This is a genomic window from Anabaena sp. FACHB-1237 (assembly GCF_014696225.1).
Classification (GTDB): Bacteria; Cyanobacteriota; Cyanobacteriia; order Cyanobacteriales; family Nostocaceae; genus FACHB-1237.
Window position 1 is genome coordinate 17,810 of record NZ_JACJPV010000025.1, and the last position, 23,846, is coordinate 41,655.

General features: G+C 33.4%; 25 protein-coding genes and 1 pseudogene. 18 read left to right on the plus strand and 8 right to left on the minus strand.

Going from position 1 to position 23,846, the window contains the following annotated elements; genetic code table 11:
- Window positions 1-132 precede the first annotated feature (132 nt).
- The 4 genes from H6F32_RS13180 to H6F32_RS13195 all read left to right on the plus strand — a co-directional run bounded on the left by H6F32_RS13180 (window position 133) and on the right by H6F32_RS13195 (window position 1,822).
- On the plus strand, window positions 133-636 hold the full coding sequence (locus tag H6F32_RS13180; protein ID WP_190369789.1) for a hypothetical protein: 504 nt from the start codon (window positions 133-135) through the stop codon (window positions 634-636).
- Between the two features lie 6 nt (window positions 637-642).
- Window positions 643-1,248 carry a hypothetical protein gene (locus tag H6F32_RS13185; protein ID WP_190369790.1) on the plus strand — a complete coding sequence of 202 codons (606 nt, stop codon included), beginning with the start codon at window positions 643-645 and terminating at the stop codon, window positions 1,246-1,248.
- A 98-nt stretch (window positions 1,249-1,346) separates the two neighbouring features.
- Entirely contained in the window at window positions 1,347-1,511 is a 165-nt protein-coding gene (locus H6F32_RS20595) for a type II toxin-antitoxin system HicA family toxin (protein WP_242031124.1), read from the plus strand.
- Window positions 1,512-1,600: 89 nt separating this feature from the next.
- Window positions 1,601-1,822: a type II toxin-antitoxin system HicB family antitoxin gene (locus H6F32_RS13195; RefSeq protein WP_190369791.1), complete on the plus strand. Its 222-nt coding sequence runs from the start codon at window positions 1,601-1,603 to the stop codon at window positions 1,820-1,822.
- A gap of 70 nt (window positions 1,823-1,892) precedes the next feature.
- Here H6F32_RS13195 and H6F32_RS13200 read toward each other — a convergent pair whose 3' ends face one another.
- Window positions 1,893-2,333, minus strand: a complete 441-nt coding sequence (locus H6F32_RS13200) for a hypothetical protein (RefSeq protein WP_190369792.1) — start codon at window positions 2,331-2,333, stop codon at window positions 1,893-1,895.
- Between the two features lie 484 nt (window positions 2,334-2,817).
- Between H6F32_RS13200 and H6F32_RS13205 the strand changes: the two genes are divergently transcribed.
- From H6F32_RS13205 to H6F32_RS13225, 5 genes and pseudogenes are all read left to right on the plus strand, one after another.
- On the plus strand, window positions 2,818-3,234 hold the full coding sequence (locus H6F32_RS13205) for an element excision factor XisH family protein (protein ID WP_190369793.1): 417 nt from the start codon (window positions 2,818-2,820) through the stop codon (window positions 3,232-3,234).
- Window positions 3,222-3,557, plus strand: a complete 336-nt coding sequence (locus tag H6F32_RS13210) for a XisI protein (RefSeq protein WP_190369794.1) — start codon at window positions 3,222-3,224, stop codon at window positions 3,555-3,557. The genes H6F32_RS13205 and H6F32_RS13210 overlap by 13 nt, the downstream gene beginning before the upstream one ends.
- Window positions 3,558-3,681: 124 nt before the next feature.
- Window positions 3,682-3,960: a hypothetical protein gene (locus H6F32_RS13215; RefSeq protein ID WP_242031125.1), complete on the plus strand. Its 279-nt coding sequence runs from the start codon at window positions 3,682-3,684 to the stop codon at window positions 3,958-3,960.
- Entirely contained in the window at window positions 3,960-4,364 is a 405-nt protein-coding gene (locus H6F32_RS13220) for a type II toxin-antitoxin system VapC family toxin (RefSeq protein WP_190369795.1), read from the plus strand. Before H6F32_RS13215 ends, H6F32_RS13220 begins: the two co-directional genes overlap by 1 nt.
- Window positions 4,365-4,389: 25 nt before the next feature.
- Window positions 4,390-4,635: pseudogene (locus H6F32_RS13225) on the plus strand (element excision factor XisH family protein); the annotation flags it as partial.
- Between the two features lie 250 nt (window positions 4,636-4,885).
- Here H6F32_RS13225 and H6F32_RS13230 read toward each other — a convergent pair.
- A complete protein-coding gene (locus tag H6F32_RS13230) occupies window positions 4,886-5,404 on the minus strand; it encodes a pentapeptide repeat-containing protein (protein WP_242031126.1) in 519 nt (172 codons plus the stop codon).
- Between H6F32_RS13230 and H6F32_RS13235 the strand changes: the two genes are divergently transcribed.
- Window positions 5,403-5,882, plus strand: coding sequence for a YraN family protein (locus H6F32_RS13235; protein ID WP_190369796.1), 480 nt, complete (start codon window positions 5,403-5,405; stop codon window positions 5,880-5,882). The two genes, H6F32_RS13230 and H6F32_RS13235, sit on opposite strands and share 2 nt — an antisense overlap.
- A gap of 108 nt (window positions 5,883-5,990) precedes the next feature.
- On the opposite strand, the gene H6F32_RS13240 is transcribed toward H6F32_RS13235, so the two are convergent.
- Entirely contained in the window at window positions 5,991-6,383 is a 393-nt protein-coding gene (locus H6F32_RS13240) for a hypothetical protein (protein WP_190369832.1), read from the minus strand.
- Between the two features lie 235 nt (window positions 6,384-6,618).
- Here H6F32_RS13240 and queA point away from each other — a divergent pair, with 235 nt between their 5' ends.
- The 4 genes from queA to H6F32_RS13260 all read left to right on the plus strand — a co-directional run bounded on the left by queA (window position 6,619) and on the right by H6F32_RS13260 (window position 11,185).
- Window positions 6,619-7,743, plus strand: coding sequence for a tRNA preQ1(34) S-adenosylmethionine ribosyltransferase-isomerase QueA (gene queA / locus H6F32_RS13245; RefSeq protein ID WP_190369797.1), 1,125 nt, complete (start codon window positions 6,619-6,621; stop codon window positions 7,741-7,743).
- A 263-nt stretch (window positions 7,744-8,006) separates the two neighbouring features.
- Window positions 8,007-9,644 carry an iron uptake porin gene (locus H6F32_RS13250; protein WP_190369798.1) on the plus strand — a complete coding sequence of 546 codons (1,638 nt, stop codon included), beginning with the start codon at window positions 8,007-8,009 and terminating at the stop codon, window positions 9,642-9,644.
- A 59-nt stretch (window positions 9,645-9,703) separates the two neighbouring features.
- Window positions 9,704-10,462, plus strand: coding sequence for a hypothetical protein (locus tag H6F32_RS13255; protein WP_190369799.1), 759 nt, complete (start codon window positions 9,704-9,706; stop codon window positions 10,460-10,462).
- A gap of 78 nt (window positions 10,463-10,540) precedes the next feature.
- A complete protein-coding gene (locus tag H6F32_RS13260) occupies window positions 10,541-11,185 on the plus strand; it encodes a pirin-like bicupin family protein (RefSeq protein WP_190369800.1) in 645 nt (214 codons plus the stop codon).
- Between the two features lie 399 nt (window positions 11,186-11,584).
- Here the strand turns inward: H6F32_RS13260 and H6F32_RS13265 are convergent, their stop codons facing one another.
- On the minus strand, window positions 11,585-12,067 hold the full coding sequence (locus H6F32_RS13265; protein WP_313926635.1) for a hypothetical protein: 483 nt from the start codon (window positions 12,065-12,067) through the stop codon (window positions 11,585-11,587).
- A 318-nt stretch (window positions 12,068-12,385) separates the two neighbouring features.
- Between H6F32_RS13265 and H6F32_RS13270 the strand changes: the two genes are divergently transcribed.
- Entirely contained in the window at window positions 12,386-14,560 is a 2,175-nt protein-coding gene (locus tag H6F32_RS13270; protein WP_190369802.1) for a DEAD/DEAH box helicase, read from the plus strand.
- A 280-nt stretch (window positions 14,561-14,840) separates the two neighbouring features.
- On the opposite strand, the gene H6F32_RS13275 is transcribed toward H6F32_RS13270, so the two are convergent.
- Together H6F32_RS13275 and H6F32_RS13280 are read right to left on the minus strand one after the other, a co-directional pair.
- A complete protein-coding gene (locus H6F32_RS13275; RefSeq protein ID WP_190369803.1) occupies window positions 14,841-17,033 on the minus strand; it encodes a PP2C family serine/threonine-protein phosphatase in 2,193 nt (730 codons plus the stop codon).
- 270 nt (window positions 17,034-17,303) lie between these two features.
- Window positions 17,304-17,654, minus strand: coding sequence for an NAD(P)H-quinone oxidoreductase subunit M (locus H6F32_RS13280; protein WP_190369804.1), 351 nt, complete (start codon window positions 17,652-17,654; stop codon window positions 17,304-17,306).
- Between the two features lie 723 nt (window positions 17,655-18,377).
- Here H6F32_RS13280 and H6F32_RS13285 point away from each other — a divergent pair.
- A complete protein-coding gene (locus H6F32_RS13285; protein ID WP_190369805.1) occupies window positions 18,378-18,659 on the plus strand; it encodes an Npun_R1517 family heterocyst differentiation transcriptional regulator in 282 nt (93 codons plus the stop codon).
- Between the two features lie 460 nt (window positions 18,660-19,119).
- On the opposite strand, the gene H6F32_RS13290 is transcribed toward H6F32_RS13285, so the two are convergent.
- Window positions 19,120-19,815 carry a response regulator transcription factor gene (locus tag H6F32_RS13290; protein WP_190369806.1) on the minus strand — a complete coding sequence of 232 codons (696 nt, stop codon included), beginning with the start codon at window positions 19,813-19,815 and terminating at the stop codon, window positions 19,120-19,122.
- A gap of 127 nt (window positions 19,816-19,942) precedes the next feature.
- On the opposite strand from H6F32_RS13290, the gene H6F32_RS13295 reads away from it, so the two are divergent.
- On the plus strand, window positions 19,943-20,569 hold the full coding sequence (locus H6F32_RS13295; protein WP_190369807.1) for a 5-formyltetrahydrofolate cyclo-ligase: 627 nt from the start codon (window positions 19,943-19,945) through the stop codon (window positions 20,567-20,569).
- An 84-nt stretch (window positions 20,570-20,653) separates the two neighbouring features.
- On the opposite strand, the gene psbZ is transcribed toward H6F32_RS13295, so the two are convergent.
- Window positions 20,654-20,842, minus strand: a complete 189-nt coding sequence (gene psbZ, locus H6F32_RS13300) for a photosystem II reaction center protein PsbZ (protein WP_190369808.1) — start codon at window positions 20,840-20,842, stop codon at window positions 20,654-20,656.
- A gap of 147 nt (window positions 20,843-20,989) precedes the next feature.
- On the opposite strand from psbZ, the gene H6F32_RS13305 reads away from it, so the two are divergent.
- Window positions 20,990-23,680 carry a CBS domain-containing protein gene (locus H6F32_RS13305; RefSeq protein WP_190369809.1) on the plus strand — a complete coding sequence of 897 codons (2,691 nt, stop codon included), beginning with the start codon at window positions 20,990-20,992 and terminating at the stop codon, window positions 23,678-23,680.
- Window positions 23,681-23,846 lie beyond the last annotated feature (166 nt).

Sequence of the window (23,846 nt, forward strand, 5' to 3'; positions counted from 1 at the left end):
ATAGGCGTTTTGCTTATCCCTTTTTTGTGTTTCGCGCAAAGACGCTAAGGAGCAAAGACGCAAAGGAAGAATAATTTTTATACTTTAATCTGTTAATATAATGTATTAAATGATATTGTAAGGAGTTTGATTATGAAAGAACTGAAGGAAGCAGTACGACAAGCTATAAAACAGGGTAATTGGTATGCTGCACTTGCAACTGCATTAACATTACCAGATATTTGTGGGTGGCTAGAAGACCCTAACCCTAATAAGGCGGTAGGAGAGCGCTATAAGCGTTGGTATAATACTTATATTAAAGAAGACTATAGTGGATTTTATGACAACAGTAACAAAGAAGTCTCTATTCTAACTGGTGAAGATTGTTATGCTTTAAGGTGTGCCTACTTACATAGTGGACAAGACGATATTTCAAAACAAAAAGTTCCACTAGATAAATTTCAATTTATAACTCCGTCAAAATTAGGTGAGTCATCGGAATGTTATGCGCTAAAAACTACTAAGTTTGTTGATGATGGAAAAGGAGAAAAATACATAAAAAAAGCAAGTAAATACTCTCAGCAAGAAATGGAACATCGTAAAGCATATATTAAAAGCCGCCAAGAAAATATCTCAGAACTCATGCGTAAGTATTGACAAACCATGCCACTTTATATATGGGCTGGTCAAAATAAAGAAACTATTCAACTGTTAGTTGAATTATTTGCTAATACTTTTAAAATTGACAATAATATCAAGGAATATAAAGAACAAGCTGTAGCGGCTTATTTAGAAAAATATCCTGAGAAAAAATATCTAGGTATTTCTGAACTTAGAAGACAGAGAATACATGAGATGAATGAAAAAAAGAAAGAACAAGCTGAACAAATTATTCAAGCATTAAAAGAACAGATTGAAGGTAAACAAAAACGCATTCGTAATCGTAAGGCTAGAAAACGTCCGGTAGTAATAGAACATAACCAATCTCTCAAAATAGCTGAAAGTACACTGAAAAACCTTCAGGAGCTAATTGAAGATAAGAATAAAATCAAAATTAAGGAACTGCAATTTGGAAGGGCATGGTATTCTAATCAAACTTTGTTTGATAATATTAAAAAGCTAAGACATCTTGATAAAGAAACTAATTCTCCAATGCTTCAAAAAACAGAAGAACTTTTTACCTTAGTTCAGGATTTTACGGAAATTCGAGAAACACTAATTCGAGAATTTGATTTTGATGAGGAATTTGATCCTAATGCTGTATTTTAGAATTGATTTAGTAGTAGGTTGGGTTGAGGAACCAAACCCAACATCTTTATAATGAAAGTAGGATAGAAATTAATGTAAAACAATGATAAAATAAAGTAATGTCAAAAAAACGTAAATTACTAGAGAAAGTTCTTTCAGGATCTAAAAATCTTCAATTTGATGATTTAGTGACTTTAGTTGAAGCCTTTGGTTTTTCCCTATCACATATCAACGGTAGTCATCACATTTTTACACATCCAACTATCCCCGAACTTATTAACTGACAAAATCGCAATGGTAAGGCTATTCCTTATCAAATTCGGCAATTTTTAATATTAATTGAAAAATATTCCTTAACTATGGAGAATGAATAATGAAACACTATCACATTAATATTTTCTACAGTCAAGAAGATGAAGGTTATATTGCTGATATTCCTGATTTAAAATATTGTTCAGGATTTGGTTTAACTGAAGAAGAAACACTGCAAGAAGTTCTGAAAGCTAAAACTGCTTGGTTAAAAGCTGCGGAAATAGAAGGTAAACCCATTCCCGAAGCAAGATATAAACCTGTAATTTATCAGATAGCTTCATAACTTTATAGTTTACTGGTTTTGGATCGGTTTAGTGGTAGGTTGGGTTGAGAAAACCCAACATCATTATAATTTAATTGCGTTGGGTTGCGCTTTGCTTAACCCAACCTACGAACTGAGCTTTTTCTAAAACTAAATTCCATGTCTTATCTTCTAAATTCTCCTTATAAACAATACCACCCAGCCTTTGAATAAATAATTTTTGGTTATTTTCTAAATCTTGATTTCTTTGTTGAAAAATAGTATTTTGTCTCTGCAACTTATTATTTAACTCTAAAGTTGTTTGATATTCCTGATGCAAACTATTAATTTGTCGTTGTAGTTTTTGAATCTCTTGTTTTAAGGACTCATTGTTATCAGTCAATATCTCAACTTTTATGTTTAACTGCTGAGATTGAGAAAATATATCTAAAAAAACTTTAGTTATTAAATTATATTTAGCCACATTCTGAGCATCTTGTGTATCAATCTTCTGTTGCTGGTTGTTATCCTGTGTAAATAAAAGATAGCTCATAATTAAGATTTTAGTTATCAAAATGGTAATGATATATATCATAGAAATACCTCTTTAATCTCTAATTAAGTAAAGTTGACTTTGTAAAGATGTGTGAAAATAAGTAACCATTATTGAAGTTTATAAAGAATCATAAACTATAACTATTGGCTATCAGGAGGACTGACATAGATTATTTAACCTTATTTATATATATCATATATTATGATACTTCTCTTACTTCTCTTACTTTGCGTCTTTGCTCCTTTGCTCCTTTGCGACTTTGCGCGAAACAAAAAACATTTAAACACCCGGCGAATATAATTCGCGTCTACACAGACAAAACCCGCCTTTCCTTCGGAACGCTACGCGAACGCGGGTTCAAAAATCTTGCTTTTAGTCCACGCAGGTGGACTTTGTTTGTATAGCCGCAATTTCTAATCGCCAGGGCTTTTTGTAAATACCCAAATTAATATACTATATATTGTAGTATAAATTTATCCCTATGCCAGCCAAAGACATTTACCATAATACCGTTAGAAATGCCCTAGAAAAAGATAATTGGCAAATCACCAAAGATCCATTTGTTCTCAAATGGGGTATAAGAGATTTATATATAGACTTAGGTGCAGAAAAACTCATAGCAGCCGAAAAAACTGGACAGAAAATAGCAGTCGAAATTAAAAGCTTTATAGGTGCTTCTCCAGTTGCCGACCTAGAAAACGCTTTAGGGCAATATATCTTATATTACGACATTCTCACACGCTTAGAACCTGAACGCCGCTTATATCTCGCTATTCGTCAAGAAACCTACTCAGAACTATTTCAAGAACCAATTGGTAAAATATTATTAGAAAATCAACGCCTTTGTTTACTTGTCTTCGACCCCAAACAAGAGATTATACTGCAATGGATACCTTAAATAATTATCGTCAAATCATTCAAAAAATCTTAACCGAATATTCTCAACTTCCCTACGCTTACGGTGAACTAGAAAGACAACTAATCATAGACCAAACCGCCAATCATTACCTACTACTAACATTAGGCTGGGAAAATAATCAACGAGTGCATGGTTGCTTAGTTCATATTGACATAATCAACGATAAAATCTGGATTCAAAGAGACGGAACAGAATACGGTATAGCCAACGAACTTGTTAACGCTGGTATTCCTAAAAATCAAATAGTTTTAGCCTTCCAACCAGCCGATATCAGACAATATACAGAATTTGCAATTACTTAGTTTAAAACTTTAGTTGAAGCCTTTGGTTTTTCGTTGCAGCTTAACCCAACCTAAGAATTATCACTAGATAAAGAATAATGAAAGTAGGATAGAATTTAAGGTAAAAAAATGATAAAATAAAGTAATGTCGAAAAATCGCAAATTACTAGAGAAAGGAAAATTAAAAATGGAAAGTTTAAGACTGCGATCCCGCATTGGTAAAGATGGACTATTAAAAATTCATTTACCACAGGCTAAAGAAGGAACTGAATTTGATATTATTGTTATTTATGAAATAGCTGTACCAAAACAAGAAACAGCAACAGAACAAACCATGAAAGTGAGTGATTTTTATGGTTGTATCCAAGATGAAACATTTATTAGACATCCACAATTAGAACAACCTGAAAGAGAAGCATTCTGATGATTTACTTATTAGATACCAATACCTGTATTATTTATCTTAAAGGTAAAAATATTCATCTAAAAGAGAAATTGGATAGTATCTCAACTTCTGAAATTGCAGTTTGTTCCATTGTGAAAAGTGAATTATTCTATGGTGCTATGCGGAGTGCTAAACCGGAGAGTAATTTAAAATTACAACAAGGATTTCTTGATAAATTCGTCTCTTTACCCTTTAATGATGAAGCAGCTATAATTTTCGGTAATATTCGTGCTGAACTTACTAGCAAAGGAACACCCATTGGTGGTTATGATTTACAAATTGCTGCTATTGCTTTAGCTAATAATTTGATATTAGTTACACACAATACTAGGGAGTTTTCCCGCATTCCTCAATTACAATTACAAGACTGGGAAGTAACATAATTAAACATCATCACTTTAATTTTATATGTCCGCGAAAGATTTTTTTCACAATGCAGTTAGGTTAGCTTTAGAAAAAGATGGTTGGTTAATTACTGATGATCCTTTAAGATTTATAGTAGATGCTATAGAATTTTGTCTTGATTTAGGAGCGGAAAGACTTATAGCAGCAGAAAAAGAAGGAGAAAAAATAGCAGTTGAAATAAAATCTTTTTTGGGAAAATCAGCGATTAGTGAATTTCATACAGCTTTAGGACAAACACTTAATTACCGTTATATTTAGGACTTACGCAAGTGTCACACTAAAAAATCTGTTGAGTGGGTGCGTCAAATATCAACAGTTTAGTTATTTACATGATTTATACTGTCTGACGTGGTTGGTGAGCTTGTCGAACCACACCCTACCAATGTGCCAGTTGCGTAAGTCCTGTAATTTTTAGCTTTTTAGTTACTGTTAATTAACCCCAACTTATAAGTATTAAAGTAAATATTAAAGAATAAGTCGGGAATCCCCATATATATCATTAATTACAGTATAAAGTATCTCTGGTGTCTCTACCTGTCACTGAATTAGTACCTTTTGCTACCTTACATAATTTTTGTTGTTCATCTGGACGTAGTAAAACATCTGTAAAATCTGCTCCATCAATTATAGCACCATCAAATTTAGTATTAGCAGCAAAAGCCCCTTCTAATATGGCATTGGTTAAATCAGCCTTAATCAATCGCGCGGAATCTAAAGTAGCATTTGTGAGGTCTGCATTCTGTAAATTTGCTGATTCTAGGTTAGCTGCAAAAAAACTAACTCCGTTTAACTTAGTATTACTAAAATTACTAAAGCGTAAATTAGCTTTTGTAAAACTAGAATCTGTTAAATCACGACCGGAAAAATCTGAGTTGACTAATATTTCTTTATTATACTCCAAAGCAAAAGCAGAATTATCAAAACCGATCATATCTATGGTAGAAATCATGACCCCAAGTAATAAACTGAATATAATTGTCCAAAGGCGATTTTGAGTATTCATGGTATGTTCACTCATGGCTAACAGTTTCACATATAATTATCCAGATATCGGTGACATAGGTGAAGACCTAGTGGTTAATTGGTTAATATCTCAAGGTTGGAAAATTTTACATAGACAGTTTCACAGTCGTTGGGGTGAAATTGATATTATTGCAGAATGTCATGATTCTACAGGTTCATGTATTCTCGCTTTTGTAGAAGTAAAAACTCGTAGTAGTGGCAATTGGGATAATCATGGAAAAGATGCCATTACAACTAAAAAGCAGGCTAAACTGTGGAAAACTGCGGCAGTATTTTTAGGTAATTATCCAGAAAAAGCAGATTGTTTTTGTCGGTTTGATGTGGCTTTAGTTAATTTTCAGCCAATATTCAAACAGAGAATCAAGAAAAATATGGAAGAAGACAAATATTTGGTTAGTGTAAATACTTCTGAATATACGTTAAAACTGCGAGAGTATATCCCCGCAGCTTTTGATTGTATGGGTTTAGCATAGTAGTAAAAGTTGATGTAAGGTTGCCAACTACAGCACTTTTCAATTCAGCAAACTATAAGCTTATGACTCTACTACCAATTATTAGCTGATAGCTGACTGCTGATATAATTATGCCAAAGTTTCTGGACAGTAACCCAAACCTCTCACAAATTGTTGTCTAAATGCTTCAATTTCCTCTTTTTCAGGACTACCATGAGAAACTATTGCTACTTGATAACGACGCATCACATCAACGGGAAATTGTCCTCCTTCTAAACTCCACAGTGCCATTTGTACTCTCATGGGTGGTTGATAACTAATTCCTAGTTCGTTGAGGAATGCGCGAAAGTCTCCATCTTGTTGGGGGGATAATTGTTCTGTAAATTTGATTCTGACTACCCAACCATCTATTTGATGAATTACGGTAACAAAAGAAACAGGAGTTTGGGGTCTGCTGTGGAGGAATTGCACGACTCGTAGAGTAAGACTGGCATTTGCTAGATAATACAAGTATTCCGTCATCATTTTTTAGACCAAAGATTATCCTACATCTTTAATTTTCATCAATAGTGTGGACTTCCTGCTAGGGTAAAAGCACCCTTTTTTGATGGGGAGGTTTACCCAATTGATTGACAATAGACAATAGACAATGGACAATGGACAATTAATAATTATTCATGACCTGTAGCAATTCCATAGTTCAGGTAAATGTTCATTGTCTATTTAATTTGACTATATCACTTAAATACTATCTAATATGAATCAAGAAGATCAGAAAATTCCAGATGTTGAGTTAGACCTTTGTTTATCTAGTTATGATTATCAATTACCTGCTGATTTAATTGCCCAAAATCCTGCCGTTCCTAGAGATAGTTCTCGCTTATTGGTGGTTAATTCACCAGAAACAGGTAGAAATAAACCGCCTCTACATCACATTTTTCGTGATCTACCCAATTTCTTACAACCTGGGGATTTATTAGTAATGAATAATACTAAAGTAATTCCAGCTAGGTTATATGGTTCTAAAACCACTGGGGCTGAAGTAGAGGCGTTATTATTGGAAGAATGTGGACATAATTGTTGGTTAGCTTTAGTTAAACCAGGTAAGCGGTTTAAACTAGGTAGTGAGATTGTATTTAGGGGTGCAGGAAATAGGGAAGATCAGATACTCAGGGCAGAGGTAATAGATTCAGATGAGGATACGGGGGGGCGTTTATTACGCTTTGATTTGCCTCCAGATGTGTCTTTAATGCAGGTGTTGGCAGATTTTGGTGAAATTCCCCTCCCGCCTTATATTACGGCTTCTAGCGCGGCTGATGAGCAGTATCAAACGGTGTATGCTCAGGAAGAGGGAGCGATCGCTGCCCCAACAGCAGGGTTACATTTTACACCAGATTTACTAGGAAAATTAACTAATATTGGCATTAAACAGGCATTTGTGACGCTTCACGTGGGTGTAGGTACTTTTAGACCCGTGGAAGTAGAAGATGTTACTACCCATAATATGCATGAAGAATGGATAGAAGTACCAAGGGAGACAGTGGAAATGATTGAGTCCACACAAGCGAAAGGTGGACGGATTATTGCAGTGGGTACTACAGTAGTGCGGGCTTTGGAAGGTGCTGCGGAATTAGGCGATTTAAGGCCGTTTGTAGGTAAGACTAATTTGTTTATCTATCCTGGTTATAAATGGCGGGTTGTGGATGGATTAATTACTAATTTTCACCTACCTAAGTCTAGTTTACTGATGTTGGTTAGTGCATTAATTGGTAGAGAAAGATTGTTAAATATTTATGAAACAGCAATGGCTTGTCAATATCGGTTTTATTCTTTTGGTGATGCAATGTTGATTTTACCCACAGCAAAAGAACAGTTTACATAAAGTTACATAAATTATTAATTTAACGAACAAGATACGCCTAAACCCCTTTATAAAAGGGGTTAACTGTAATTAAAGTGGAATTAAAGCTCCCCTGTTTGTTACTGTGGATGCGCGTGAGTTCCGTTATTAGAAAAATCAGTTAAGTATTAAATAAGTATTAAATAAGTATTATAATTTAATTATTGCATAGACATTGCATAAGTATTGTAGAAAATCAATGGATCAATATATCATCGCTTATTAATGTGTGGTATGTAAAAATAATGATTATATTAATAAAAAGAACATTGATAGCATCTGTAATTTATCTAACTTATGCTTTATTAACTCATACTATAGCTAAGGCTGAAAATGTTAATTTATCTATTAATTCATCAGCAATAGAACAAGAAATAGAACAGGTTACATCAGTTTCTCAATTGAGAGATGTACAACCTACAGATTGGGCATTTCAGGCTTTACAATCTTTAGTAGAAAGATATGCTTGTATTGTAGGATATCCTAATGAAACTTTCCGAGGAAATAAGGCTTTAAATCGTTATGAATTTGCTGGTGGTTTAAATGCTTGTTTAAATAGAATTAATGAATTAATAGCCACAAATACAACTAACTTATTAACAAAAGAAGATTTTGCAAAATTACAAAAATTAACCGAAGAATTTACAACCGAATTAACAACAATTCGGAGAGAAATAGATAATTTACAAGCAAGAACCGCACAATTAGAAACAAATCAATTTTCTACCACTACAAAACTATTTGGACAGGCAATTTTTGGGATTCAAGGACGTAGTAGAAATAGTATAGACTTATCACCAAAAGATGGTATTGAAGAAACAACAGATAACGGTACAAGTATTAATGTTATTAATAATCTGCAATTAACATTACTTACTCAATTTAAAAATCGTAGTTTATTATTAACAGGATTACAAGTAGGTAATGGAGGTACAGCTAGTCCTAATGCACCGCGAATAACCAATGATAGTAGATTAGCTTATGAGGGTAATACAGATAGTAATTTCTTAATTACTGACCTGAATTATCGCTTTTTATTAGGTGATAAAATAGCCGTTATATTTGGTCCTGTTGGTGTTAATCCTATCAATACTTTTCGGGGAACAAATAGAGTAGAAAGTGCAGGCAAAGGTCCCATTTCTGCATTTGCACAACGTAATCCAATTTTAGCAATTGGTAATGGGAAAGGAGGTTTAGGATTTGATTGGCAAATTAATAAAAATATGAGTTTGCAAGCAGTTTATACAGCCAAGCAACCAGGAGATAGTAGTCAAAAATTGGGGTTATTTGATGGTGGAAATGCTACAGGATTACAATTAAATTTCTCGCCAACAAATAAAATTGATTTAGCACTAAATTATATTAATTCTTACTCTACTACAGGATTTTTAGGTACTGGAATTGGTGATGATTTATTGGCTTATACAGTGACATTAAATAGTCCTTTGACAACTGATGCTTTTGGTTTTACAGCATCTTGGCAAATTAATCCAAAATTAACTATTGGTGGTTGGGGAGGTTTTACTACTTCTCAAATACCGGGACAATCTGGTACTGTAGAAACTAATAATTGGATGGCTTTTTTGAACTTTCCCGACTTATTAGGAAAGGGAGATTTAGGAGGAATTTATGTAGGTCAACCTCCGAAAATTGTGAGTAGTAATTTACCCACAGGTAATAATCTTCCTGGTATTCTTAAAGATGGTACTGGAAGTCCAGGAGGACAACCAGGAACTACTACTCATGTAGAGGCTTTTTATCGTTATAAAGTATCCGATAATATCAATATTACTCCTGGTGTTATCTTGATATTTGAGCCTAGACATAGTCTTAATAGCGATATGATTACTATTGGTGTTTTGAGAACTACTTTTAGTTTTTAGAAACTAGAATTTTACCATTTAATAAAAATACAAAACTTTGCAGAATAGGAGTTGTAAAAATGTCTGTTAAATATGTTGCTAATATTCTAGGAATGGGAATATTTACTAGTTGCATTTTAGCTGATAGTTTACCTACTTCAGCACAAGTTATCATTCCCAATGGTAATCTTATTAATAATCTCAATTCTAATTATGATCAGCCGATAGTCCCTATTTTAAATACTGTCACTGGGTTAGATGTTAATTCTTTGATATTAGAAACTAATATGGGTACAATATCTCAATCTAATTTTCAAGATATTGGTCAATTAATCAAAGGATTTAATTTAACAGATATTACCCAAAATATCAACAATATTAATAATATGATTGGTAATTCTGGATCTTTGTCTGGTTTAATAAGTGGAAGATTGCAAACTGTTAATGGTAATTTTTTTAATTTTACTAAGATTCCTATAAGTATTAATGGAATTACATCATCTGGTAAAGATATTAATTTATTAACAAACTGGGGAAATCTCACAATTAATGGTGATCAAATTAATAACTTTAATAATTTTAATAATTTTCTGAATATTGTACCTATAAGTTCTCTAAATTTAACTAATTTAGGTACAGTTGAGAACATCAATGATGTGATATTCAACCCACAGTTGACAAATATTAATCAGGTAAATTTATCTCAATTAGGTTTTAATTTACAAGGTATTCAATCATTAATAAATAATCCTAATTTTATGCGGTTTGGTTCTCCTGGTTTAAATCCAATTTCTGGACCCGCTTCGAGAATTTATCCTGGGTTAACAGTTCCCAAATAGTTACTGTTGACTACTCAAAGATCCCGGACTTCTTCAAGAAGTCCGGGATCTAAATTTTTTAAATAATCATTTTTTATTATGTCTACAAACACCGCTAATTATATTATTCACAAAGGAAGCGATCTCGATCATAGTCAAACTAGCTGGTTAAATAGTTATCATACATTTTCATTTAGTCATTTTTATGATCCTCAACGTATGGGTTTTCGTGCTTTAAGAGTAATTAATGATAATTTTATTGCTGCAAATGCAGGTTTTCCTACTCATGGACATAGAGACATGGAAATATTAACTTATGTTTTATCTGGTGCGGTAGAACATCAGGATAGTTTAGGTACAGGTTCAATAATTCGTGCTGGAGAAGTGCAAATTATGAGCGCGGGAACGGGTATTTCTCATAGTGAATTTAATCCTTCTTCCTCTGAGGAATTACACCTTTTACAAATTTGGATTTTACCTGATACCCAAAGTTTAAAACCTCGATATGAACAAAAGGAATTTAACATTATTGACAACCCAGGAAGTTTACAATTAATAGCAGCAAAAGATGGTGATAATGGTGCTATTACTATTCATCAAGATGTCAATTTATATGCGGCTATGACTAAAATTACAGTAGTGCAAGCATCTTGCTTGCATTTCTTATCTAAATTAAAAACACAACAGCTTATTAGATACATTCATATTATAGATTTTATGATTCGGGATGCAGTAAACGAGTAAAGCCTTCTTGTTCAAACCCACCTTCTGCACCCTAAACTGTCACACAACGAAAAATGGTCATTTAGGGATTTGAGATTGGCGATCGCTACCTAAACTTTAGACTATTTTGTATTAAAATTATTCTCAAAGGTCTTCAAAAATCCGAAATTACCGATTGTGACACTGGGGGGTGCGGAATGTGGGTTCAAAGTATCTATCTGTCGTTAATGCTTAATTATACGACGTTTACGCATTAGGACAAAGTTTATACATTATTAGCTTGTTGCTGAATAGCTATGGCTATTTTATCACTCAGTTCCAGAGTTATAATTTGGCTCATAAACAAGATACTTAACAATCAATATTATTATAACATTGATTGTGTAAACTGGTATAGAATTAACGAGAAAATCACAAGTTTTATAATGCTGATTCTACCTGTTTAACAATCTCTACAGGCAACTCTAATACTTCAGCAATTTCTTCATCACTTAACCCAAAATGCCGTAATTTACTGATTTTTTCTATCTTAATTTTATTCTTTTTACGATGTGATGATTTAGGAGTAATTTGATTTTTATTTGGTTGATTTTGAGGTTTTTTAGAATTACTGTTTATACAGCTAATTTCAAATATATTACTACTATTATTATCACCTAAAGAAATATTTACATTTCCTTGGCGTTCTAAAACAGATTTAAGATTGCTTTTATAAACAGGTTCATCAAAGATATCAGATAACATTTGTAAAAGTTCGTAACCTACATCCTTGGCATGACCGACACTACAACCACAAGTTTCGGCAATATCAGCATACTTTTGATACTTGAGAGTTCCGATAATAACTTCTCGTTGTACGTTATTAAGATGCTTCCCAGTTTTGAGATAAACAGCGTTATCCACAAGTTGTATCAGTTCCTGAACCTGCATATTTAGGAATGTAATGCGACACAGATAATGATAACAAACTTTATCCGTATTTTTCAGGTTTTTTCCGTCTGTTTGTAACTTTTTTTTTGCGATCCGCTTTTTTCCGCTTTTTATTTATATCTGTGTGGTGTAGTGTAGGTTAAAAGTAGAACTTACATAAGTTTAAGATTGAATATTTATTGTAAGGTGTATGTTTGATTATAAATTTGTTTATTATAATTATTTGTATACTTTTACGTAAAATATTTATGCTTAAATCGGGTAAGTCCTCAAAATAAAGGAGATATAATCATGACTGACAATGAACGCAAATTTATCACTAGTGAAGCTATATCGAATGAGAAACATGATACTCATGAGAAAATTTGGAAAACTACTAAAGACAGTTTTTCTAGTCGAGATTGCATAGGATATTGGCGTTATCCTCTATTTTCTAAAGTAGGAGAAGTTAGAAAAGAACCAGATATTCTGATTATTGATCGAGAATTAGGGTTAATTACTATAGAAATAGAAAATATTAGCATTGATCAAGTTGTAGCTGTTAATAGTGATCAATGGGAATTTACACATGATACTACAGTGCTGTCTAATCCTGCACAACGTTCTAATCGTTCATTACAAGCATTATTAGGATATTGTGATCGAGAAGATACTATTTTTCGGAAAATTACAGGACGTGCTTTAGTTGCTTTGCCAAAAATTACCATAGAAGAGTGGCAACAAAAAGGTTTTGATCAATTACCTAATTGTCCTCCTATTATATTTAAAAATAATTTGGGTAAAACAGCTTTTTTTGAGAGAATTTACCAATCTCAACCAATGGTTACAGGAGATCATATCAATGATGAACAATGGAAAGTATTACGTGCTGTTATTAGTGGGACTCCTGTACTTCGTAAACCTTCTACAGCTACTTTTTCTCATACTAAAAATAGATCAGTTATTGTTTCAATTCTTGGTGAGTGGCTGTATGAAACTGACTTACAACAAGAACATATTGGTAAAGAAATTCCTCCAGGAGCACAAAGAATACGGGGAATTGCAGGCTCAGGTAAGACTGTTTTACTGTGCCAAAAAGCTGCTAATATGTATTTAAAACATCCTGATTGGGATATTGCTTTAGTGTTCTTTACCCGTTCTTTATATGAGCAGATTGAAAGTTTAATAGATCGTTGGTTAAAAAGATTTAGTCATGGCGATGTTTCCTATGATGAAAAAGTTAGGAGAAAACTAAAAGTTCTTCATGCTTGGGGAGGTAGCTATAGAGCAGGTTTATATTCAACTATTTGTGAGAAACATGGCGTTTCACCTCTGAGAGCTATTCAGGGTTTAAGTCCAAATGAAGGATTGGCTGAATGTACGAAGAGATTGTTAGATGGGAAAGAAATTCAACCTCTTTTTGATGCTATTCTTATTGATGAAGGTCAAGACCTTGTAAGTGAAGATGAAAGAAAATTTGAAGAAAATAATGAATCTAAACAAGCTATTTATTGGATGGCTTATCGAGCTTTACGTCCTGTTAACAATGAATCTTCTGAACAACGTTGTTTAATATGGGCTTATGATGAGGCTCAAAGTTTAGATAGTTTAAAAATACCAATGGCTAAAGAATTATTTGGTAAAAGTTTGACAAATTTAGTATCTGGACAACATAAAGGTGGAATTAAAAAAAGTGAAATAATGCACCGTTGTTATAGAACTCCTGGAGAAATTCTAACAGCTGCTCACGCAGTTGGAATGGGATTATTGCGCTCTGATGGAATGCTACAAGGATTAACAGACAAGAAAAGTTGGGAGTCAATTGGTTATCAAGTTAAAGAAGGCGAATTTCGTTCTGGGCAGAAAATTGTTTTACATCGTCCTCCTGAAAATTCGCCGAATCCTATTCCTAAACTATGGGAAAAGCCAGTTCTTGAATTTGAAATCTATGAATCTCGAACTCAAGAATTAGAAGCTTTAGCCGCAAGAATTAAATATAATCTTGAGCAAGATGGATTAAAATCTAGTAGAGATATTTTAATAGTCGTTTTAGGTTCAGTGAGAGATGCAGGTCAGTTGGAAACAGAAGTAGGAAAGTTCTTGATGAAAGAAGGAATTGATATTTACATTGCAGCTGCTAAAACACTGAATCAGCTAAATCCAAATTTTCAAGCTGGAACATTAAATCAAGATAAGTTTTGGTGTGAAGGAGGTGTAACAATTTCTCGTATTCATCGAGCAAAAGGAAACGAGGCTAATATGGTTTATGTTGTTGGAGTTGATAAAATTGCAGAAAATGAAAGTGACCCTAATTTACGAAATCAGCTATTTGTTGCATTAACAAGATCGAGGGGTTGGGCTTATATGAGTGGAATTGGTGACTATCCTTTTTATAGTGAAATTAAGCAAGTGATTAAAAGTGGAGATACTTTTACTTTCACCTTTAAGAAACCGCCAAAAGTCAATACAGGAGAAGAAACTGAGTAATTGTAGGGTGGGTTAGACGCACGAGCTAATAAATATTGATTGCGTTGCAACCTACCATTTACCATCAAGACCAAATTTTACTAATACATTGAGGAGAGTGGATGCAAGAGCATGAAAATTAATGGACAATTTAGATTACTCGTATTTCTTAAAATTTACACAGTATTTGCATTAACATCTACAATTCCCTCAGAGTATTTAAAGGATCTTTTCGCTGTACAAGACGCAATAAAATATGGATAATGTGTGCAAGCAAGATGCTTGCGCTACAGTTTCACTGCTAATTTGAACTCTTGTTATCACAATCATTAGGTTGATTAGATTGTATTACAGTGATTTCTTTATTGTCCTTTAATTTTTTTAATTCAGAATTAGAAATAGAAATGCTGGTTTCTTCCGGCTTGAGTCCTGGTTTACAAATTTCTAAAGTTACCTTTACCTTCTTTTTAGGATTTTCATCTATTACTTTTACTTTAAAGAAAGTCTTCTCTGTATAAGTTTTTTTATTAATAGTAGTAGGTTTTTTAGTTTCAATTACCCAACCCTTTTGCAAATTATCTAATGTTCTAGTTTCAGGAACTGGTGGTTTATTTGTTGCATTAGTACCAGGAGATTCTGAAGATGTTGCTGTGGTATTAGTGTTGTTATTTGGATTATTTGAATTATTTTTATTACTAGATTTATCTATTAATAGTAATAGTAATATGATTATACATCCAATAAATGGAAGAATTGCTATGATCCAATTTAAACGTTGTGAACCAAAAATTCCCGGCTTATCAAGACGTTTAGCACTTGCCCCATTTACATCTGGCGCTGTTAAATTTAAAGTAGGGGCAGGCGTTAAATTAGAAATATCTGCTTCAATAATATTTTCCGGCTCAGAATATCTTACTTGATAATGTACTAAAGCAACCGTGGCATTATCATGACCATTTTTACTATTAGCAATTTCTATTAATTTATTTACAACATTTTCGATATTGGTTTTGTCATTCAGCAATGGTAATATTTCACTTTCCCAATATTCTTCTACTCGATCAAAATCACTTAAACCATCAGATGTCAGGAGAAAAACAGCATCTTCATCAATAATAAATCTTTGGGATGTGGGATGTAAGGAACTGCTTTTACTCATCCCCAATGCTTGTACTAATGAACCTGAGCCACTATGTTGTAATGCTTCTCGGTATAAAGCGTAACCTAATCTCACTTCACGGCAAGCTACATCATCATCTAGGGTTACTTGATGACAATTATACTTAGTAATCCAGTATGCACGACTATCACCAATATGAGTAATATACATTTCATGAGCTATGGGTAAGGCCATCACTATGGTTGTTCCCATACGTTGTCGCCCTTGTTTATGCTGATCATCATTCTTTTGACTGATGATATCATTTGCATAAGCTATATACTGCTCTAAATTAGATAAAAGCTGGGATGGATTATTTTCAAAGGAAAGTGAAGATACGTCGGGAACTTTTTGCGTAATGCTATCAATTGCTAAGTTAGAAGCAACATTTCCTCCTTCATGGCCACCAATACCATCACAAACTATAGCTAAGGTTTTGTCTGTTGGCGATTTACTTACTAATGTTTGACTAGGCGGATAACAAGCGTCTTCATTACGTTGTCTGTTTGGTCCTTGGTCGGTTTTTGTGCAAACTGTAATCTCAGTCTGTTGATTTCTTTCTAATTTTACTAAAGCACGATCTAATACTTGAACTAGTTGCTCTGATGAGATAATTTTTCTTTGAATTAGTGCATCACTAATGGACTGAATACAAGAAATAATGCTGGGTTTTGCACTTGAGGCTAATTTTTGAAAAAATTTCCCTAATTCCACTAAACTTGGTAAATTTTGTTCATCTAAATGTAGTTCTCGCAGACGTATTAATTGTCCTTCTACTCGCAATAATTCAGGATCTAATAAACTAGACCCTGCTCTTTCTGTGATTAAAGGTTCCCACAGATTAGCTATTTGCCACAACCAATGAATTTGACGAATTGATGAGGCTTGATTCCAAATATCTGGTAATTTATCACAAAGAGCCACTTGAATGTTTTCTGGATCTGTGATTGGTTGTAATTTAATTGGTGGTTTTTCTATAAGTAATATTTCTTTGTCTTTTGGTTTACCAGCTAGGGTAAGAGTACCATAGAGTTGAGGTGTATGTAAACGATGAGATATTAATTTAAGATAGGGTTTAATGCTTTGTGTTTCTTCTATATCTGGTATTTGTGGTAATAAATTAGGTTTAGTATCTAAAAGAATGGATGATCCGACTACTAAATAGCGATCGCCCAGTACAGTTCCTATATCATTGAGTATAGGATCATTTCCCACTGCCCACAAATATCTTTTGGTTAAGTATGCACCACAAACTAGGCAAAACTTCTCAGTGAGGGGGTTAGCACTTGAACAATTTTCTTTTGGACAGCAGAGCTTTGCCGGATCTTTTACCATAATTTTATCACCAGTTTGATCACTGATCAATTATTACCGTTTTGTTTAAAAGAATTACTTCCTGGGTTTAACAGTTAGCTTTTTGTATCACAAAAATACTCAAGCGGTTAGTTTCTCCAATCATAACTTATAGTAAGCCATAGGCGACAGGTGACAGAGTAAAAAGTTGTTTTTTATCTTAATTTTTTACTTTACACCTATTGGGTGCGGAGTGCAGGGAGAAAATTCTTTATTCTGACTCCTGACTCCTTGATTTCCTGACTCCTTCTATTATTTGTTTTCTGCTACTTGAGGTAATCCCATACTGTAGTTTGTGACTCTACTGGAGAGATTATAGCTAATTTCGCCTTTTTGTAGTAGCGATCGCAAATAATGTTCTAAGTCTGAACCTATCCGCCGTAAATTATAATCCGTGAGTTCAGATCCACTGGATGCTTCTACTAAAAGATCAAATTGCCGATATATTTTTTGTAAAGCATCCTCATTCCAATTAAATTCATTATCTGGATCAACATCTAATGTTAATACTTGATCGCTAGGAACTAGCTCGTCTTGATCCATCTCCGCCGCAAAAATACGAATATGGCGAGTAGTGGATTTAAGTAATGTGGGATTATTCATAAACGGATCGAAGATTTCCATGAATTAGACTTCTAACATTTTAGCCTAAGTTGTTAGTCAAGGAGTCAGGAGCCAGGAGTTGAAGGAGTAAGAATTTTCACTCCGCACTCTTTAAGTATGCAATTTTGCTGAAAATAATTTTCATTTTCTCACTGATTTGATCTTTTTTGCTAGAAAACTACTTATAGCCTCGTGACTTTACTTAATAATTTTGGTTTTATCACGGAAAAACACTGCATTTACTCAAGGAGTATACATGGTATGAATACTTACGTATTTTAATTATACATCATTCTAACTTTAACAATTCTTGACATTTTCATAAACTTGATGTAGAAAACTTTAAAAAGCTCTCATCAATTCCTTACAAAAACTTCATACTATGGCATCCTCAAAAATAAACAATAGTTTATGAGTTAAATATGCCATCAGTATTAAAAAACATCAAAAAGTGTAAAATATAGCTGGAAAAACATTATGGGTGAGTAAAATGAAATGCCAGCTTTATCAACAACCAAAAATTCTTAGTTGAAATATTTGGGATTGACAACTCTATCAGGAATTTTCTACAAGATATAGCAAATCATAGGGAATAGTGTACAGTAAACAACAGAGACAACTCTCTTCTGTTAATACTCATTCCTTTCTTGGTTCAACTATCAAGGCTTAATGATCTATAATTCTCACCTGTATTACCACTAAATTCAAGGAATCTCTAAATCTATGAACTCTAAGGCATTACAACGTCAAGTAAATAATCCCGAAGTAGGTGTTTATGAGTGCGAACTTCATCTGAAATTCCGGTTGATTGAGGACAAAAGTTTGCTGGGAGATAGAGAACAATTGTTACAAGTTTTACTCGATGCTTTAACTGAAGGAAATGATGATTTTTTGGAAACATTACAAGCATCTGTAAAAGCTCAGGAAATTTCTGAGTTTAAAGCATCTCCCCAAATGCGCCGACAATTAATGCGTTTACGTAATTTTTCAGATACTATTCAGTAAAGTAATTATATAATTTTCCTGAGTAAGTTTTGATGAATTTTTCTCTAAGTTTGAGTTTGATTTTCATTTTCTTTTCTCTTGAATTTGTCTTTTTTCTCCGCTTCTACCTAGCTCAAACATTACTTTTGTGTCTCAAATTTCAAAATAGTAATTTTGAACCATGAAAAATTTTACAAAGATTTTACATTTTGTAAATTTGTAACAAAAATTAACATAAATGTTGCCAATTTTGGAAATTTTGGGCAGGAATATCAGCCAGGTGCATTTTACCGTTTTTCAGTCAGCTATCAGCTATCAGTGGTCAGTTTTGGGTAAAGTGTTAATTAATAAATTAATATATTAACTAACACATTAATTAACAATTAACTAATTTTCTATTACCAACAACACACTTAATAGTGTTATATCAAGTAGTTAGTATATAAGTACCACTTATTTAATACTATCACCAATCACCAAATTACTTAGCTAAACCATGTTCTAAAGCGAAACGCACTAATTCTGTGCGGCTGTTAGTACCAGTTTTACTAAATAAGCGACTGACGTATTTTTCCACATTGCGAACGCTAGTGTCTAAACGTCGAGCAATCTCTTTATTCATTAATCCCTCCGCTACTAAATTTAAAACGCTTTGTTCTCTAGGAGTCAAATCAATATTAAATGGTGCTGGAGATTGAGATATGCCGTTTCTATGAGTTAATAATACTCGGATTTGAGCAATTTGGTTAGCCAACTCGGCAATATTTGGAACTTCTCCATCTTCACTACTAACTTTAGTTTGGGCTTGACGACGTGCTAATAAATTTTCTACAATAGCTACTAATTCATCAGGGTCAAATGGTTTAGGTAAATAAGCATCTACACCGGCTTGGTACCCTTGAATGCGATCGCCTGTCATGCCTTTAGCTGTTAAGAATATGACTGGTAGTGCTTGAAACCGAGGATCATCACGTAATTGTTTCAAAAATTGATAACCGTCTACTTGAGGCATCATCACATCAGAAATTACCAGATCAGGTATATTTTGCTGCATTATATCCCAGCCTTCGCGGGCATTAGTAGCAGTGAGGACATTAAAACCACTTTCTTGTAAGTAGTCTTTAACTGCGGTTCTCAAACTAGGTTCATCATCTACGAGTAATAATTGTGCTGACATAGAAATTTTCCTTGAGGGTGGTTTTTTAAATGTAACGAAATTTAATCAAAGTTGGTGATTGGTGATGGTAGAATAATTACAAATGTGAAATTTAAACTTGTTATAGATTATCAATTGTAAATTAAATATGAACCGAGATAATTTACAAAATAAATTAGATAAGAAACAATTACGTCGTTATTTGTTAAAAAAACGTCAACAGATGACAATGGTAGAATGGAGAGAAAAAAGCGATCGCATTGTTACCAATTTACAAACATCAAAATTATTTCAAGAAGCTGAAACTATTTTAGCATTTTTTAGTTTTCGGCAAGAACCAGATTTAAGTCCATTATTTAACAGTTCTCAAAAACGCTGGGGGTTTCCGCGTTGTGTTGGTAATTTCTTAATGTGGCATTTTTGGCAACCAGAAGATAGTTCCAATAATAGTTCATATAATAGTTTAAATGTAGGTAATTATGGTATTCATGAACCTCATCCTCATGCAGAAGTAGTTGATATTACAGAAGTTGATTTAATCCTTATTCCTTGTGTGGGTTGTGATCTTAAAGGATATCGTTTAGGATATGGAGGGGGATATTATGATCGGTTATTAAGCTCTCCAATAATGAGAGAAAAAATAACGATGGGAATAGTTTTTGAACTTGGTTATTTACCACAATTACCCAGAGATCATTGGGATCAACCCTTAGATGGGGTAGTATGGGAAAATGGGGTACATATATGTAGGGGCAAACCCCCTGTGGTTGCCTAAACAGTTAGAATTGATAATGGACAATTGATAATTGATAGTTATTGTACCAATTACCAATCACCAATTACCAATCACCAATAATACTTAAACTACAAAAAAGTTTAAGATACCTACTAATACTACTAAAGCTGCCCAAATTCCAGAACCTACCCAAAGGAGTTTTTTAGATTCTACCCAGTTTTGGGGAGTAGCATAAGCTACAGGAACACCTATAACTAGTACAAAAGAGAACAGGACTAGTGATATTAAAGCAATTTGGAATACTGTTGTCATTTTACTTTTCCCAATACAGATAAATATTGATTTTACCAAAACTGGCATTTGATAGACAGTTTTAGTGATTCAGATTAACCTGTGAGATCACTAGGCTGTTTCTGAACAATTGATGAACAACTAATATTTTACTTCTCCTGTGTCACAATGGATCTGATTCTTTGCCATACAACTGCTGATTTTGATGCTCTGGGTGCGGCGGTGGGCTTAACTTGTCTCCAACCTGGGAGTAAAATAGTTTTAACTGGAGGAGCGCATCCTCCTGTGAGAGATTTTTTGGCTTTACATCGAGATGAATATGCTCTGATTGAAGCGCGTTCTGTCAATCCTGAAAAAATACGTTCTTTGACTATTGTAGATACTCAACAACGCGATCGCTTAGGTAAGTCTGCATCATGGTTAGATTTACCAAATGTTCAAGATATCATTATATATGATCATCATTTAGGTACAGATAGAGATATTCCCACTACTAAATTATATTTGAATCAGGTAGGTGCAACTACTACTTTAATGGTAGAAGAATTGCAAAAACGTAATATTGCTTTGACTGCTGCTGAAGCTACGGTGATGGCTTTAGGCATTCATGTAGATACTGGTTCTTTAACATACAGTCAATCTACTGCTAGGGATGCGTTAGCATTAGCTTGGTTAATGCAGCAAGGAGCGAGTTTAGCGGTTATTTCTGTATATTGTGATCCTGGTTTATCTCCCCAACTACAAAAATTGTTAACTCAAAGTTTGGAGAACTTAGAATATATTTGTTTGCGGGGATATACCATAGCTTCAGTCATATTAAAAACAGAACAATTTGTACCAGGTTTATCAAACTTAGCTTCAGAAATTGTTGATTTAACAGAAAGTGATGCCGTAATTTTAGCTAATGAATATCCATTAAATGATGGTGATTTAAGATTAACAATAATTGGGCGATCGCAAATACCCCATACAAATCTTAATCAGTTATTTCAATTTTTTGGCGGAGGTGGTCATTCTCAAGCTGCATCCGTAAATCTTCGCACTAATGACTCTCAACACATCTTAGAACAAATAATTACAGGGTTAAAATCCCAAGTTCCCCATCCTCCCACAGCCAGAGATTTAATGTCTTCTCCAGTGCGAACTATTTTACCAGAAACTACCATTTGGGAAGCACAAAGAATATTACTCCGTTATGGACATTCTGGCTTATCTGTAGTCAACAATCAAGGGACATTATTGGGAATTATCTCCCGTCGAGATTTAGATATTGCCTTACATCATGGTTTTAATCATGCACCAGTTAAGGGTTACATGACTAGTCAAATAAAAACCATTAATCCTGATACCATTTTACCAGAAATTGAATCATTAATGGTGACTTATGACATTGGTAGATTACCAGTTTTAGAAAATGATAAATTAGTGGGAATTGTCACCAGAACAGATGTTTTAAGAGAATTACATCAAGCGGAAATTAGAGATAGACAAATTACCACAGAAGCACAAAATAATATTAATTTACCACAACTAAAAAATCAGTTAAAACCAGAACTGTGGCAATTATTAAATGTAGCATCCCAAGCAGCAGAAAAACGTGGTTGGCATCTTTATTTAGTGGGAGGTGCAGTACGAGATTTATTATTAGCTAAAAACCATGAACAATTAATAATTAATGATATAGATTTAGTGGTGGATGGTTTTCATAAATCTGCCGATGTCGGTGCTGGAGTAGAATTAGCTAAGGTATTACAAAATATTTATAAAAATGCCAGATTAGAAATTCATGGATCTTTTCAAACTGCGGCTTTATTATGGCATAAAGATCCCCAATTAGGTTCCTTATGGGTAGATATTGCCACTTCCAGAACCGAATTTTATCCCTATCCTGCTGCCAACCCAGAAGTAGAAGCCAGTTCCATTCGTCAAGACTTATATAGAAGAGATTTTACAATTAATGCAATGGCATTAAGATTAACATCACCGCGTAATGGAGAATTGTTAGACTTCTTTGGTGGTTTATTAGATATTCAATCTCGAAAAATTAGAGTTTTACACGCTAATAGTTTTATTGAAGATCCTACTCGTATTTATCGCGGAGTGCGGTTTGCTATCAGATTTGGATTTACCATTGAAACCCAAACAGAAACGTATATTCGTTATGCTATTAATAGCGGAATTTACGATTTAACTACTCAAAGAAATGCCAGAACTCCTGCTTTACAAACTCGGTTGAAAACAGAATTAAAATATATTTTAACAGCACCTTATTGGCAATCAACATTACAATTATTAAATGATTTAGGGGCTTTACAATGTATTCATCATAGTTTAAAATTAGATAGACAACTTAAACAAAAATTGCGCTTATTAGAACTGTGGTTAAGAAAATTTTCTCAGAAGGAAAATATCCATCATTGGCAAATTAGGTTAGAAGTATTAATTGCGCATTTACCTTCTAAATATCGTGGTAAAGTCGCCAGAAATTTACAATTAGGAGATGATAGTATTCACAGATTAGAAAATCTATCACAAAATCATACAGAGGTATTAAAAGGTTTATCTATTTGTCAATTTCCTAGTGAGATTGTGATTTTATTAAGACGTTTTGATTTACAAACATTAATTTTAATTGCTTTACAGAGTTCCCAGGAAGTGAGAAGAAAAATATGGCAATATTTAACATTATGGGCAAATATTCAACCATTATTAAATGGCAATGATTTAAAACAATTGGGTTATAAACCTAGTCCATTATATAAACAAATGCTAGATAATTTATTGATGGTGACTATTGATGGTATTATTAAAGATAAAACTCAAGCAAAGGAATTTTTAGGCGAAAATTATCCCCTATAAATAAGCTAATGTGTAGCGCTGACTGTATAACCAAAAAACCTGAAATTAAAGTAGCGCAAGCATCTTGCTTGCATTTATTATCGAAAACAAAGGAATTTTTAGGCGAAAATTATCCCCTATAAATAAGCTAATGTGTAGCACTGACTGTATAACCAAAAAACCTGAA

Coding starts and splice junctions, on each gene's coding strand:
- H6F32_RS13235 (WP_190369796.1), top strand. CDS start 5,403: ATGGCTAACAGTTTCACATATAATTATCCAGATATCGGTGACATAGGT.
- psbZ (WP_190369808.1), bottom strand. CDS start 20,842: ATGACAACAGTATTCCAAATTGCTTTAATATCACTAGTCCTGTTCTCT.
- H6F32_RS13270 (WP_190369802.1), top strand. CDS start 12,386: ATGACTGACAATGAACGCAAATTTATCACTAGTGAAGCTATATCGAAT.
- H6F32_RS13200 (WP_190369792.1), bottom strand. CDS start 2,333: ATGAGCTATCTTTTATTTACACAGGATAACAACCAGCAACAGAAGATT.
- queA (WP_190369797.1), top strand. CDS start 6,619: ATGAATCAAGAAGATCAGAAAATTCCAGATGTTGAGTTAGACCTTTGT.
- H6F32_RS13240 (WP_190369832.1), bottom strand. CDS start 6,383: ATGACGGAATACTTGTATTATCTAGCAAATGCCAGTCTTACTCTACGA.
- H6F32_RS13210 (WP_190369794.1), top strand. CDS start 3,222: ATGGATACCTTAAATAATTATCGTCAAATCATTCAAAAAATCTTAACC.
- H6F32_RS13285 (WP_190369805.1), top strand. CDS start 18,378: ATGAACTCTAAGGCATTACAACGTCAAGTAAATAATCCCGAAGTAGGT.
- H6F32_RS13185 (WP_190369790.1), top strand. CDS start 643: ATGCCACTTTATATATGGGCTGGTCAAAATAAAGAAACTATTCAACTG.
- H6F32_RS13250 (WP_190369798.1), top strand. CDS start 8,007: ATGATTATATTAATAAAAAGAACATTGATAGCATCTGTAATTTATCTA.
- H6F32_RS13290 (WP_190369806.1), bottom strand. CDS start 19,815: ATGTCAGCACAATTATTACTCGTAGATGATGAACCTAGTTTGAGAACC.
- H6F32_RS13230 (WP_242031126.1), bottom strand. CDS start 5,404: ATGAGTGAACATACCATGAATACTCAAAATCGCCTTTGGACAATTATA.
- H6F32_RS13280 (WP_190369804.1), bottom strand. CDS start 17,654: ATGAATAATCCCACATTACTTAAATCCACTACTCGCCATATTCGTATT.
- H6F32_RS13220 (WP_190369795.1), top strand. CDS start 3,960: ATGATTTACTTATTAGATACCAATACCTGTATTATTTATCTTAAAGGT.
- H6F32_RS13180 (WP_190369789.1), top strand. CDS start 133: ATGAAAGAACTGAAGGAAGCAGTACGACAAGCTATAAAACAGGGTAAT.
- H6F32_RS13260 (WP_190369800.1), top strand. CDS start 10,541: ATGTCTACAAACACCGCTAATTATATTATTCACAAAGGAAGCGATCTC.
- H6F32_RS13215 (WP_242031125.1), top strand. CDS start 3,682: ATGTCGAAAAATCGCAAATTACTAGAGAAAGGAAAATTAAAAATGGAA.
- H6F32_RS13205 (WP_190369793.1), top strand. CDS start 2,818: ATGCCAGCCAAAGACATTTACCATAATACCGTTAGAAATGCCCTAGAA.
- H6F32_RS13275 (WP_190369803.1), bottom strand. CDS start 17,033: ATGGTAAAAGATCCGGCAAAGCTCTGCTGTCCAAAAGAAAATTGTTCA.
- H6F32_RS20595 (WP_242031124.1), top strand. CDS start 1,347: ATGTCAAAAAAACGTAAATTACTAGAGAAAGTTCTTTCAGGATCTAAA.
- H6F32_RS13295 (WP_190369807.1), top strand. CDS start 19,943: ATGAACCGAGATAATTTACAAAATAAATTAGATAAGAAACAATTACGT.
- H6F32_RS13195 (WP_190369791.1), top strand. CDS start 1,601: ATGAAACACTATCACATTAATATTTTCTACAGTCAAGAAGATGAAGGT.
- H6F32_RS13255 (WP_190369799.1), top strand. CDS start 9,704: ATGTCTGTTAAATATGTTGCTAATATTCTAGGAATGGGAATATTTACT.
- H6F32_RS13305 (WP_190369809.1), top strand. CDS start 20,990: ATGGATCTGATTCTTTGCCATACAACTGCTGATTTTGATGCTCTGGGT.